This is a genomic window from Phyllobacterium sp. (assembly GCF_037994425.1).
Lineage (GTDB): Bacteria > Pseudomonadota > Alphaproteobacteria > Rhizobiales > Rhizobiaceae > Phyllobacterium.
In genome coordinates this window covers 21,372-33,417 of sequence record NZ_JBBNAM010000374.1, presented here as the reverse complement: position 1 = coordinate 33,417, position 12,046 = coordinate 21,372, and the positions used below count along the sequence as shown (strand labels likewise).

The 12,046-nt window shown below is 58.1% G+C and carries 11 protein-coding genes and 2 pseudogenes; 5 read left to right on the top strand and 8 right to left on the bottom strand.

Going from position 1 to position 12,046, the window contains the following annotated elements; all coding sequences use genetic code 11:
* Positions 1-569: 569 nt before the first annotated feature.
* The 3 genes and pseudogenes from AAAB35_RS25175 to AAAB35_RS25165 all read left to right on the top strand — a co-directional run bounded on the left by AAAB35_RS25175 (position 570) and on the right by AAAB35_RS25165 (position 2,091).
* Complete coding sequence (locus tag AAAB35_RS25175) at positions 570-875, top strand: type II toxin-antitoxin system RelB/DinJ family antitoxin (RefSeq protein ID WP_340671037.1); 306 nt, start codon at positions 570-572, stop codon at positions 873-875.
* A pseudogene (locus AAAB35_RS25170) lies at positions 875-1,137 on the top strand (type II toxin-antitoxin system RelE/ParE family toxin). The gene AAAB35_RS25175 and the pseudogene AAAB35_RS25170 overlap by 1 nt, the downstream one beginning before the upstream one ends.
* A gap of 45 nt (positions 1,138-1,182) precedes the next feature.
* Positions 1,183-2,091: pseudogene (locus AAAB35_RS25165) on the top strand (recombinase family protein).
* A gap of 96 nt (positions 2,092-2,187) precedes the next feature.
* On the opposite strand, the gene AAAB35_RS25160 reads toward AAAB35_RS25165, so the two are convergent.
* The 5 genes from AAAB35_RS25160 to repA form a co-directional block, all read right to left on the bottom strand.
* On the bottom strand, positions 2,188-2,592 hold the full coding sequence (locus AAAB35_RS25160) for a type II toxin-antitoxin system VapC family toxin (RefSeq protein WP_340671036.1): 405 nt from the start codon (positions 2,590-2,592) through the stop codon (positions 2,188-2,190).
* The gene (locus tag AAAB35_RS25155; RefSeq protein ID WP_340671035.1) at positions 2,589-2,822 is read right to left on the bottom strand and encodes an AbrB/MazE/SpoVT family DNA-binding domain-containing protein; all 234 of its coding nucleotides are present in this window, start codon (positions 2,820-2,822) and stop codon (positions 2,589-2,591) included. The genes AAAB35_RS25160 and AAAB35_RS25155 overlap by 4 nt, the downstream gene beginning before the upstream one ends.
* A 157-nt stretch (positions 2,823-2,979) precedes the next feature.
* Positions 2,980-4,194 carry a plasmid replication protein RepC gene (repC, locus tag AAAB35_RS25150; protein ID WP_340671034.1) on the bottom strand — a complete coding sequence of 405 codons (1,215 nt, stop codon included), beginning with the start codon at positions 4,192-4,194 and terminating at the stop codon, positions 2,980-2,982.
* A 158-nt stretch (positions 4,195-4,352) separates the two neighbouring features.
* Positions 4,353-5,357: a plasmid partitioning protein RepB gene (gene repB, locus AAAB35_RS25145; protein ID WP_340671033.1), complete on the bottom strand. Its 1,005-nt coding sequence runs from the start codon at positions 5,355-5,357 to the stop codon at positions 4,353-4,355.
* Between the two features lie 69 nt (positions 5,358-5,426).
* Positions 5,427-6,629 (bottom strand): plasmid partitioning protein RepA, encoded by a 1,203-nt coding sequence (gene repA, locus AAAB35_RS25140; RefSeq protein WP_340671032.1) that lies wholly within the window; start codon positions 6,627-6,629, stop codon positions 5,427-5,429.
* Between the two features lie 1,143 nt (positions 6,630-7,772).
* On the opposite strand from repA, the gene AAAB35_RS25135 reads away from it, so the two are divergent.
* Together AAAB35_RS25135 and AAAB35_RS25130 are read left to right on the top strand one after the other, a co-directional pair.
* Positions 7,773-8,489: a hypothetical protein gene (locus AAAB35_RS25135; RefSeq protein WP_340671031.1), complete on the top strand. Its 717-nt coding sequence runs from the start codon at positions 7,773-7,775 to the stop codon at positions 8,487-8,489.
* A 155-nt stretch (positions 8,490-8,644) separates the two neighbouring features.
* The gene (locus AAAB35_RS25130; RefSeq protein ID WP_340671030.1) at positions 8,645-9,019 is read left to right on the top strand and encodes a YbaN family protein; all 375 of its coding nucleotides are present in this window, start codon (positions 8,645-8,647) and stop codon (positions 9,017-9,019) included.
* 5 nt (positions 9,020-9,024) lie between these two features.
* On the opposite strand, the gene ugpC is transcribed toward AAAB35_RS25130, so the two are convergent.
* The 3 genes from ugpC to AAAB35_RS25115 are packed head-to-tail and all read right to left on the bottom strand — an operon-like array spanning position 9,025 to position 12,043.
* Positions 9,025-10,101 (bottom strand): sn-glycerol-3-phosphate ABC transporter ATP-binding protein UgpC, encoded by a 1,077-nt coding sequence (gene ugpC / locus AAAB35_RS25125; RefSeq protein WP_340671029.1) that lies wholly within the window; start codon positions 10,099-10,101, stop codon positions 9,025-9,027.
* Positions 10,098-11,033: a PfkB family carbohydrate kinase gene (locus AAAB35_RS25120; RefSeq protein WP_340671040.1), complete on the bottom strand. Its 936-nt coding sequence runs from the start codon at positions 11,031-11,033 to the stop codon at positions 10,098-10,100. Before AAAB35_RS25120 ends, ugpC begins: the two co-directional genes overlap by 4 nt.
* On the bottom strand, positions 11,033-12,043 hold the full coding sequence (locus AAAB35_RS25115; protein WP_340671028.1) for an SIS domain-containing protein: 1,011 nt from the start codon (positions 12,041-12,043) through the stop codon (positions 11,033-11,035). The genes AAAB35_RS25120 and AAAB35_RS25115 overlap by 1 nt, the downstream gene beginning before the upstream one ends.
* Positions 12,044-12,046: the final 3 nt, after the last annotated feature.

The window sequence follows — 12,046 nt, the reverse complement described above, 5'->3', positions numbered from 1 at the left end:
ATGAATGGGCCGTGCAACGGGCTCGCTACATGACACTGGAAACCATCAGCCAGATGAGCGATGATCCGCTCATCAGCTTGCCGGCAGTGGCACGCTGATCAGTCCGGCCCATGCCGGAGAGCACGGCGATCAAAGCCGTTAGCTACACCACTCCACGGGGCACGATCTATTGTACAAACACGTTTTTCGTTGTTTGCCACTTTCAGAGGTTGTCTTCAGTGGCCACCAGAACTCGTTTCATAGGGGCCGTGAGACCAGTCCTTCGTTGATGAGCGTCTGCATAGCGACTCTCGGTCAGCTTCGACAGGATATCAGCCCGCCGCAGCACTTTCCTGCCAGTGCCGCTCGTTCGCCATCGGATCCGACATGGACGGCCCCGTCGTTTAGCTGCAAACTGGTCTCACAAATTCCGACTCGGTAATCGCTCATAGACCCTGAATCAGTCTCATTTTTACGACACGTGCAAGTCATTGAAATCACATGAATCCGAGGCTCTTCCTTTTCGCAAGCCACCTAGCATTTGTTATTCAACTGCATTACACTGCCAAGCCAATGATGGAGATTCAACGATGCCCTCAAACGCTTTGGTCCAGACACGAATAGATGCAGAGGTGAAGGAGCGCGCCACAGCGGTTCTGGAGGACATGGGTCTCACGGTCTCGGATGCAGTCCGTATCCTTTTGACCCGCACCGCCAGGGAGGGTGCCTTACCCCTGGAACTCATCAGCAACAGCGGCGCATATGACGCCTGGTTTCGAGCGAAAGTACAACAAGCGCTTGATGACACGCGACCAGACATCGACGACGCTGATGCCGAGGCTCATTTTGTGAATCGACGTTCTGCGGCGCTGCGCAAGGCAGCGACCGATCGGTGATGAAACTCGTTTGGGCGCAATTCGCCCTCTCCGATCGCGATGACATTTTCACGTATATCGAAGCCGAGAATCCGCGAGCAGCGACGCATGTGGATGAGCAAATCGCCTTGGCAGTACGTCGGCTTCTGGACTTTCCAGAGAGCAGAAGGCCCGGCCGTGTCGCCGGGACGCGCGAATTAGTCATTTCCCGTACACCATACGTTGCTGCCTACGCCGTGATAGCCGACACGGTGCGCAAATGTGGCCCGATGAGATACCATAAAATAGACTCGCCCACGTCTCAGTCCTTTCGCAGGCGCATTCAACGATGTTGCACAGCCAAAAGAAACCGATCCACCGCCTTATCGGCTACGCCCGCGTTTCGACGGAGGATCAGGCCAATGATGCCCAGACGATTGAATTGAGGGCGGCCGGCTGCGACACGATCTGGGAAGAGCGCGGCTCTGGTGCTTCGCGGGCCCGTCCGGTGCTGGCGAAGCTGTTGCGGGAGATTAGTACCGGTGAAGTATTGGTGGTTGTTCGGCTAGACCGGCTCGCACGATCTGTCAGTCACCTGCTCGCTGTCATTGAGCAGTTGGAAGAAAAGGGCGCACATTTCCGATCGCTGCACGATCCGATTGACACGTCGACGCCACAAGGCATGTTTTCTTTGCAAGTTCTGGGCGCTGTAGCCCAGCTTGAGCGGGCATTGATTTCCGAACGGACCAAAGCCGGCATTAAAGCGGCGAAGAATCGCGGGAAGCTTCCCGGAAATCCAGGCTTTCGCGAGCGGCGCGCTGTATCCATTGCCAAGGCATCACAGGCACGGGAGCGCAGCCATCTGGCTGACCTGACCACAACCATGCCGTCCTGGCTCCCGGTCGTGCAGCGTATGCGGCCGGACCATCCGTAGCAAGACGTGGCACGCAGTCTCAACCATCAGACGGGACAGAATTGGAACGTCGATCGCCTGCGACGCTCGGTCAGACGGCTGGTGCGCGAAGGCTTGGCCGATCCTGGGCTAATCCGCCCCTCGCCTCGCCGCACGCCGGAAGACCGATTGATGTCGCTGATTACTGGCATCGCCAACGCCAACCCGGACCTCTCCTTGCGCGCCATTGCCAGCCAGCTCGAAGCGATGCATGAACGCACGCCCCGTGGCTCTTCCACTTGGGCAGCCTCGTCGGTCAAGAACCTGCTCGACCGAGCCAAGAAGCTCGGGTTTGTATCACAATAGCCGTCGCGACCCTCGCGACCCGATAAATTGCAGGGCCGCTGTATCAGTCGGACTGAAAGTGAATTCGACTCTCGCCTCAGTGACCGTGGACATGCGTCAAATACCGGGTGTGATCAGCGTTAGCGATGGAAAATAAGTCCGATATCGCCCGATATCGCGAGTAAGCAGGGTCAGTTGGCTAATGGCTGCTTGAGCGCCAATGAAAAAGTCGGGCAGAACGCCGGTGCGCGATCCTCCCGATTTACGGTATTGCGTGAAGACCTTTCCCGCCAGGAACAGCGCAGCACGCGGTATGGGAACAATTTCAAGGCCAGCTTCACCGACAAACGCTTCAAGTTCCTCGATGCGGCCGTAACGAACCGCCAGCTCAGCATAGACCACATCATTGATCAGTAATGGACCGCGCAAGGATGCCGTCTCAAGCTGCGCAATCGACCAATCGGCCCATTTCGGGTCGTCGGTGACGAGATCGAGCAGAACATTCGTGTCGACCAGAATCACGTTTCACCGCGCGTCAGCGCCATGATCGCGTCGGTATCAAGCCCGTCGCCAGCATGGCCCCGCAGATTGCCAAAGCGGCTCGTGGGCTGCTTTCTGTCGGCACGTGTAATAACCACGCTGCCATCGGTCGCCCGGTGAAAATCGACCTTGCTGCCCGGCACAATTCCCAGAAAGTCGCGGACCGACTTGGGAATAGTCACCTGTCCCTTCGTCGTAACGGTTGTAGTCATATCGCCCTCGGTAATGATTTTAATCCACAAGGTATTACCTCTAAAGGAGCGTTTCAACCCCTGCGTTGCGACTCGTACGAGGTTGATGCCTCGCTGCCGTATCGGTTGGCGCGTGCTACATCTTTCAAAGGCATCCGAGCGGACTTTCGGTTCCGCGTCACTTCGTCACCAGCTGAGGCCGCACGCCGTTCGCCTTCAAGGCCGCCATCAGCATTGGCCCGACGGTAAACTCCCCTGCCCTCGCCTTGTCAGTCAAAGCCCGCAAATAACCGCCGGCAGAATTGATATTTTGGGCCCGCTGCAGGATCATGGCGATGACGATGGCGGTATTCTCCTGGCCGAAGACATCAAGCGCGTCCTCATAAGCCGAGGGTGAAATGCCGAGATATCCCCTCACCTGCGCCGCGGTGGCCATCAACTCGCGCCAGTTGCTGATCCCGCTTGGTGCATAGTCGGCGATCTCTGGACAGGCTTTCATCACCAATCCCAGCGGATAGGCCTTTGTGGCATCCTCTGCCTTTGGTTTTACCGGCTCGAGTTTGGGTCCGTGGCTGTTTCTTGAGCCAGGTTCAAGATCAGATTGAGATTCGGGTTTTGAATTCTGTTGCTGCGGCTCATTCTGAGACTCATTGGCGCTCTGATTCTCTGCATTTATATGTTTTTCTAACAGGATAGCCACTTCGTCATGCAACGTTGCCAAATCGCACAGGATTGGCTCCAGCGTTGCAAGCACTGCCTGGCGCGGGATGGCCTCCACAATGGCCCGGAACCGCTTCCAGATCGCTGACCAGTCGCCGGGGACGTCTTCTGCGACGGCAACCTCGATGAGTTTGGCTATATCACGCCTATGAAGCGTAATCCCCTCCCGAACGAGCTTGAGTGCCCTAGAGGCTGCCCGCACGCTCTCGGCGGCCTGCTGCAGCTCCTCTGCCCGTGCCAGCAGCGGCGCCAGGGAAAAGCCGAACGCGTGGGTGATCTCCCCTTCCCTGCCCTTGCGTGAATAGCGTTTGCCGTTCGGGCTGTCCTTGCGGGTGATCAGACCGCATTCGAGCAGCGCCGCGAGGTGCCGGCGCAAGGTTGCGTTAGCCATGCCGTGGGCACGCATAGAGAGCTGGACATTGGAGGGAAAGACCACCAGGCCGTTTTCGGCTGACAGCTCGTTATCCGGTAGGAACGACAACAAAGCGTTGAGCACAGCCAGGGAGCGGTCGCCGACGCCGACGATTTCCTTGCCTTCGCACAGCCAGCGATATACCTGCCACTTGTCGGCCGTTTTCCCCGTTTCGATTTCCTGCGCCTGCGCCTGTGTTTTCAACTGGCCAAGCGACATCGACCGCCGCCCAAAGGGCGTCGTTATCAGATTTCCAAGCATCTCCATTCACCTTTTCAAAAAGGCAAAAGAAATCTGCGCGTCAAAACGACGTCCAAGACTCTTGACAGTGATTCGTGGAAATGCGATTCTCAGTCTGCTAGAACTTTGAGAGAGGCTTCCACGACTGGGTCGTTTGGGGGCCTTTTTCTTTTGCTGGTTTAATCTCCCGTTTCCGTCATCCCTTTCGACTCCTTGAAGGCTTCATAAAGCTGATCAAGGTTGTTGGTGATGAACACACCAAATTCCTTCGCGTTCTCCTCATTCAACGCAATGGAAAACGTCTTGCCCGAGAACCTGGTCGCGACACTGACCGATTGGTCCGCCGGGGCCCAGACCGCGCCAGCACCGGCGCTGATCCCTCTGCGAACCGGTTTTTTCGAACCGCCTCCCTTCAGGAAGCCAAGAAGCAGGTCAAAGCGTTCCGGTGATAGCGCCGCGGCGACTTCAGCGCGCGCCACAAAAGCCAATGCATCCGCAGTGTGCCTCGGATTTTCGATGAGTTTGCGCAGTTCCAGCCAACGGTCGCGCCCGACGCCCTTGGCGGGGCCGATCGCTGCAATCACCGCCTCTGGAATTGCCTTCGGTATGGTTAGCATCTTTGAAAGCGTCTGATAGTCCACCGAAAGTGCGGCCTGAATGGCATCGCGGGTATAGCCGAGGGTTTCGAGGCGATCGGCGAAGCTCACGCGTTCGATAAAACTCAGATTGGCGCGGGCAGAATTTTCCTGTCCTTGGCTGATGACGTGGTCGAGGTCGGCAAGGGGCTTTACGATGGCACGCACCGGTCGCCCGAGCTCCTTTGCCACCCTCGCCCGCCTGTGACCAAAAACGATCATGTAGCGGCCGCCGCTTTTCGGATGCGGCCGCACAAGAATGGGGCTGTCCTGCCCCCTTTCCCTGATGGCGTCGAAAAGTTCGCGGTACTCCTCGTCATCGCCCGCCGGCATCCGGTCCGTCACGAAAGAGGCGTCGAGGAGGTCCGGATCAAGATCGACGACCGTCTCGCCATCGACCAGCTTGGAGGCCTGGCGTGCCAGCTCGTCAATGGAGGACGACATCGATTTTGCCGCACCAAATTTGCGGAATCCGGCACTTGGCTCGGCATCGCCGGGTGCGTCCGGCTCGCCGTGCATGATACTTTCAAATATGTTCTTTCGCGCCATGTAAAATTTTCCCCGAAATTATATCAATGCAATGATTTCATTGACTGAATCTCGTATTTAGTCTGCCGTCTACTTCCTTCCCCACGCTTCATGAATCAGTTCGCGGATTTCCGAGTTGACCGCCTCCATCGACTCCATCGCCCGATCATACGTGTGCCGGTTCATCGCCGATTTTTCCACCTCATAGAGCGTCTGCTTGGTAAGCCCGGCATCCGATATCGCGGTCGATTTGAGCATCTGGTGCTTGAGCATCTGCGGCGCCAGCATCGACTGCATGAAGCCCATCATCTGTGTTTGTGGAATATCGGTCGGCTCATAGCGTGTGATCAGGTATCGGAACCAGTCGAGATCGACATCACCGCCCGCCGCCCCGACGGTTTTCAGGATGTCACCGAGCATCAGCAGGAACTGCGACATCGACATCAGATCGAGCATCTGCGGATGAACCGTAATGAGCACCGCCGTCGCCGCGGCGAGTGCAGTCAGCGTCAGATAGCCCAGTTGCGGCGGACAATCGATAACGACGACGTCATAGCGCTCGTCCACCTCCTTGAGCGCATTCTCGATGCGGTTCCAGAACGTCTTGCCGGCGATCGAATTCCGGCTCTGCATCGCAAGCGGCGTATCGTACTCGTACTCCTGCAATTCCAGCGAGGCCGGAACAACGTCGAGACCGGGGATATTGGTGGGCAGGATAATATCGGCGATCGGCTTGCGCGAATCGTCATAGCGGATCGCCTCGTAGATCGAGGGATTCTGGTCGAGTTCCGGCTGAATGCCGTAAAGGGCCGAAAGCGATGCCTGCGGATCAAGGTCAAGCGCCAAGACGCGATGCCCGGTCAATGCCATGTGCTGGGCGAGGTGCGCAGCGGTTGTCGTCTTACCCGACCCGCCCTTGAAATTGACTACGCCGATAACCTGCAGCTTTTCATTGCCGCGGCGATGCGGGACATACTTCTTGACATCGGCGCGACCATTGCGATCGAGCCAATGGCGCAACTGCATGATCTGCTCGGCCGAATAGCTGCGGCGGCCGCCGGCATGAATCATTGGCTCGACGCCCTTGCCTTCCAGATGCAACTTCTTAAGGTTGCTGGTCGACACGCCGAGAAAATAGGCGGCTTCCGCAAGCGAAAACTGGCGCAGCGTTTTACGCGCATTGGGCGGAAATGTTTCCATGCGAAGCATGTTGAGCTTCCGTGAAATCTCGCGACCTTGTGCGAGAATCGTGTCATCAAAGGAAGCTTTTCTTGCTGATGCTGCGATGTTCATCGTTGATCCGGCCTCAAATGACGGTATTTCCACTAAAACCGCTCTAATACCGTCATTATGTCCGATTCGCTTGCAACAGCAAGTGTTTGCTGTTGATAACCGGTCAGCCATAGGGTGAGCGATCGCGAACCCTGCGTGTTGACGATCGCGATTCACGTGCCTGTAGCCGGCGCCCTTTGCATTTACCCGTTTGACATTGAAGCATGTTTTGGCAGTTTAGACTGCAGACCATTCGTCTTGACTTCGGTGATGGGGTCGACCCCATGGCCCTGGACGCGGTTGTGTCATCGGCGCGGCGGGCAATGCGTTGCAAGTGCCTGCGTTTGCGATCTACGAGGGCAGGGAGGAGCGCTTAAAAAAATGGAACAGGATGAGCGTTGACGGCTGTCGGCCAATCATGGCATCGTCGTCAAGCCAGCGAGAAGCCGTAGTAGCCCGGCGCTAACCGGGCTACTCGGCCTCCCAGACTCCGTTCCCCTCCAGAGCCTGTCGAACAGAAGTTAGCTCCAGTTTAACTTCTGTTCATCTTTATAGTTAACGAATTATCAACGCGTTAGACTCGCACGCCTATTCATCACAATCATGTTCCAACCTGTTGCAGTCAGGTTGGGAGGATCGCCAAAATCCAAAGGGGACAGAAAAAGTCGTCCCCTAGGGATTTTGGTGAATGGGCGATGCACTAGCCCCAAGTCTGCCGCCGGCACCCCGCATCCAGCCCCTGGGCGATCTTATCCCAAACGCAGCAAAATGGTACTGCACCATTGGTGCAACGAACCCGAAAACGAGTACCCATTTCGGCCAACCGCCGGTGAACTCGAAGAACAAATGCTTCAGACAAGCCATGTCCGATCCATTTTCTTGCAATCGCCAGGCGAACGCGCCATGCTGCCTTTGCAATGCCATCGATCACTTGAGACTGGTTAGGCCGGACCCGTTAGCATGATGATTCATTCACCACGGACGCTCCTCAACGTCAGACATTTTTGGCCACAATCAAAGCGCAACTATCGAGCGATGACCTTGGACCGGTTGCCGGCGTGCCGGTGGGCGATCCCTGGGACGGGGGTCATCTGGCATTGTCAAGAGCCGAAACGCATGGTGCGTTCTCGGGGAAACGCGGACACGATCGCAAGGAACACGATTATGGTTAAGCTTCGTTTCAATATACTTGCAGCGACGGTCATTGCCGGCGCCGGACTGGCTTTTCTCACGCTCCCCGCGTCCGCTGCTACGGCAGCACAATCCGTCACCAAAGAATGCAGCACCCAGTATAATGCCGCCAAGGAGGCGGGTACCCTCAATGGCCAGAAATGGCCGCAGTTCCTTTCAGAGTGCAGCGCCAAGCTGAAAGATCAGACCGGTACCGACGCCGCTCCCGCCGCCACGACGCCAACGAAAAAGGCGACCAAGGACACCACCACCACCACAAAACAGACCAAGGCGCCGTCGACCAAGCCTGCCAAGACTGAGACAGCGGCCGCAAGCGGCATGTCGGCGAAGGCGGTTACCAAGGAATGCAGCACGCAATACCAGGCGGCGAAGTCGGCCGGAACGCTCAACGGACAGACGTGGCCGAAATTTCTCTCTGCCTGTAGCGACAGCCTAAAGTCGGACAATTCTGACGCGACAACGCCGCCAGAGCCGGCACCGACCAAGGCAACGGCCACCAAGACGACGACGAAGACAGCCACCGCTACGACAGCCGACGGCAAGCCGTTGACGCCGGGACAGATTGCGTTCCGCCAGCGCATCAGCGCGTGCGGCGAGCAGTGGCAGCAGGCCAAGGCGGCCAACAAGACCGGCGGCAAGACATGGCCGCAATATTGGAGCGCATGCAATACGCGCATGAAATCCGAGTAGGCAGGCGCTTGGCAGTTTTCCATCGCCCGGGCTGGCCATGCCAGTCCGGCTTTTCGTGTCCACAGCCGAGAGCGTTGACAAATCGCGCGTCTTGGGCGGGCTGACATTTCGCCTGCAACGATGTAAATCGCTGGCATTGGCGTGGAACACTGGGCATGAACGGAACAAAGCGGACAGTCTATTTCATACTCGGTTGGCTGATGGTGTCGCTTGGATTCATCGGCGCGATGCTGCCGGTCATGCCGACGACCATTTTCCTCATTCTTGCGGCCTGGTGTTTCAGTCGCTCTTCACCGCGCTTTGAAAAATGGCTGTTGCAACACCCGGTCTTCGGCCCGACCCTTGTTCACTGGCGTGAACAAGGCGCCATACCCAAGCGCGTGAAATGGATTGCCTGCGCCGGCATGGCACTCGGCTATGGCGCGTTTTTCTATTTCGTCAGGCCGTCGCCGTTCCTTGGCGGCGTCGTTGCACTTTTTTTCATGGCCTGCGCAGCCTACGTCATCAGCCGCCCGAGTGTCGCAGCATAATTTTACTAGCTGTCGATACGTTCTTCGGTCACAGCGTCGAAGAGGTGGAGCGTTCCGGCGTCGATGCTGAAGCGCTGTAGTGAACCTAAAGCGACCCGTGATCGCGGTGGCAAGCTCGCGGTGAGACGCTGATTGCCGATGGACGTGGTAACCACCAGTTCTGGCCCCGTTAATTCCACCACTTCAACTTTCGCTTCGATGGTCACGTCAGACGTGTTCGCTGGTGTGAGGCTCAGATTCTCCGGTCGAATACCAACGACAACGCGACGTGATGCTACGTTTTGCAAAGAGCGGGCGAGGGGGATCGCAGTTTGCGAACCGGCGATGCGCGCAGTTCCATCGGCCATTGTCGCATCGAGCATGTTCATTGGCGGCGAACCGACGAAACTCGCGACATAGCGCGTTGCCGGCCGATTATAGATCTCGTTGGGCGACGCCAGCTGCTCGATATGACCGTCCCGCATGACGGCAATACGCGTGGCCAGGGTCATTGCTTCGATTTGGTCATGGGTGACGTAGACGATCGTGGTGCCGAGCATTTGGTGGAGTCGCTTCAGTTCGGTGCGCGTCTCCATGCGCAGCTTCGCGTCGAGGTTGGACAATGGCTCGTCGAACAGGAAAATCTGTGGGTCGCGAACAAGAGCACGGCCAATTGCCACCCGCTGACGCTGGCCACCGGAAAGTTCGGATGGCTTGCGGCCAAGCAGGCTCTCGATCTGCAACATCCTTGCGGTTTTTTCCACGGCCTGTGCCCGCTCCACCGCCGGCACTTTGCGCATTTCAAGGCCAAAACCGATGTTGCGTGCGACCGATAGATTTGGATATAAAGCGTAGGACTGGAAGACCATGGCAATGTCTCTGTCCTTCGGATGAACACCGGCCACCGAACGGTCGCCAATACGGACGTCGCCCTCTGTCGCTTCGGCAAGACCCGCGATGATATTGAGCAAGGTCGACTTGCCGCAGCCGGAAGAGCCGAGAAGCACCAGAAACTCGCCGCTGGCGAGCGACAAATTGATGCCCTTCAGCGTTTCGACACTGCCATAGCGCTTGCGGATATTAACAAGTTCAAGGGCGCTCATGGCTCATTCTCCGACAGGGAATGAAGGATCTCGCCATCATAGCGACGCGGAACGGTGGATATCGCCGTCGACGCAATGCGCACGCCGCATTCGAGGCCCTGCTCAAGCGTTCGTCCGTCTGCCAGCGCCGCAAGGAAAGCCGCGTTGAAAACGTCGCCAGCGCCTATCGTATCGGCAACGGAAACCAGCGGTGCACGGACAGAGACGAGTTTGTCATCCGGACCTATAGCCAGCGCTCCATCCGGCCCGCGCTTGACGACGACGGTTGCACCGCTAGGCATAAGGGCTTTCAACGTGTGCGCTGCCTCGGCGGGATCGACACAATCGGCAAGTTGCGTCGTTTCGACTTCATTGAAAAGGGCAAGCTTACACCGCGAAAGCCATCGGCGGGCCTTGTCACGGTTTGCCTGCGTCCAACCGTCGATGGGCCAGCCGGTATCGAGCGCAAGGGCGATCCCATTCGCGTCGGCCCAGGCGAAGAGTTCACTGTATTGGGCAACGAGGCGGTCGGTCAGAAACGCGCCACAGAGGATGACAATACCACCTTTCAGCCTTTCGGTATCGAGCATGGCGGCAACCTCTTGCCAGGATAGCGCACCGATGTGACCGCGCGTGGTGAAGAAGGTCCGCTCACCGTTCGGATGCGTGATGCCGACCGAAAGTGTGGTGCCCGTGGGCGCGACAGGCCAATCCCCTGCTACGGCACCAAACCCCTGGCGGAGCCATTCACCAAACTGGTCGTTACCAATATTGGCGGCAATCTGGAATGCAATACCAAGGCCCTGCCAGGTCAGGGCGGCGTTTCCCGCGGATCCACCGACGCGCAGTTCGTCGTAGTCGACCATGATCTCCGTCCCAGGCGTCGGCCAGGGATCGGCGGGCCCGAGGATCAGGTCGACATTGACATTTCCGATGACAGCAAGGGGCCGCATCATTCGCTCCGCGTGATCTTGGTCGTACGGACCGGCGTGCCGATATTCTCGACCCGCATGCCGGAAAAGCCGAGCATGAAGTGCTGACCCGCGGGCAGAAGCGCGAAGGCGGCCGCGATGCCGCTGGCCGTTCCGACATCGATTGTTACTGCGCCTTCGACGGGTGTTTCACCCGAGGCGTCGAGCATGACCACAGGGGAACCCGCTTCAAGTGCGGAGCTCGCCATGCGGGCAACAAGTTCTGCGGCTTCGTCACGGGACCGAAACAATACGACGCCGACCTTGGGGCCCAGCATTTCCATCGGACCGTGACGCAACTGGCCGCCTTCGAGCGAAAAACAGGGAATGCGGGAGAGTTCGGTGAGGCCGAGGGCGATGGCCTCGGCTACGCCTTGCATGCGTCGGCCGGATGTTACGACTGCGTCAGCGCCAGAAAATGCTTTGACCGCCGCGTCGACATCGGGCACGCGCTCGGAGCGCAGGACGGCGAGGGCCGGTTCAGGATCTTCGCCGAGCGCGCTCAGCACGGCAAGATGCAAGGCAAAGCTCAACGTGAGGCTGCGTGTTGCCGCAAAGGCCTTTTCTGTGCCGCCTGAGCCGACGAGAGATGGAATGGTCCGGGCGAGGGTCGACCCGCCTTCCAGCGTCAGACCGAATGCATCGGCAGGCACCCCCGCCTCGGCAAACCAGCGTAACACCTCTGCGCTTTCGCCCGACTGTGAGGTAAGGAGAATTGTCTTGCCTGATAATGCGAGCGGCTGCCCGAGCTGCTCGGATAGTGGCAGGGCGACCGCATCGATTCCGAGCGCGCGATAGAACGGTTCGACGGCCCGGCCCACCGCGTGAGATCCGCCCATGCCGAGCAGCAGCAGGCTTTGGTTTGCGCGTAGGGACTCGGCAATTGTCACTGCAAGTGGTGCCGCAGCATCAAATGAAGCAATGGCGTCGGCATTCTGGCGGGCCATTTCATATTCGATCGCGACAAGACCGGCGGGGCGGGTGGTGTTCATATC

What these genes read in the sequence shown, in the direction of transcription:
- AAAB35_RS25175 (WP_340671037.1), top strand. Translation starts at nt 570, where the DNA reads ATGCCCTCAAACGCTTTGGTCCAGACACGAATAGATGCAGAGGTGAAG.
- AAAB35_RS25155 (WP_340671035.1), bottom strand. Translation starts at nt 2,822, where the DNA reads ATGACTACAACCGTTACGACGAAGGGACAGGTGACTATTCCCAAGTCG.
- repC (WP_340671034.1), bottom strand. Translation starts at nt 4,194, where the DNA reads ATGCTTGGAAATCTGATAACGACGCCCTTTGGGCGGCGGTCGATGTCG.
- repB (WP_340671033.1), bottom strand. Translation starts at nt 5,357, where the DNA reads ATGGCGCGAAAGAACATATTTGAAAGTATCATGCACGGCGAGCCGGAC.
- repA (WP_340671032.1), bottom strand. Translation starts at nt 6,629, where the DNA reads ATGAACATCGCAGCATCAGCAAGAAAAGCTTCCTTTGATGACACGATT.
- AAAB35_RS25135 (WP_340671031.1), top strand. Translation starts at nt 7,773, where the DNA reads ATGGTTAAGCTTCGTTTCAATATACTTGCAGCGACGGTCATTGCCGGC.
- AAAB35_RS25130 (WP_340671030.1), top strand. Translation starts at nt 8,645, where the DNA reads ATGAACGGAACAAAGCGGACAGTCTATTTCATACTCGGTTGGCTGATG.
- ugpC (WP_340671029.1), bottom strand. Translation starts at nt 10,101, where the DNA reads ATGAGCGCCCTTGAACTTGTTAATATCCGCAAGCGCTATGGCAGTGTC.
- AAAB35_RS25120 (WP_340671040.1), bottom strand. Translation starts at nt 11,033, where the DNA reads ATGCGGCCCCTTGCTGTCATCGGAAATGTCAATGTCGACCTGATCCTC.
- AAAB35_RS25115 (WP_340671028.1), bottom strand. Translation starts at nt 12,043, where the DNA reads ATGAACACCACCCGCCCCGCCGGTCTTGTCGCGATCGAATATGAAATG.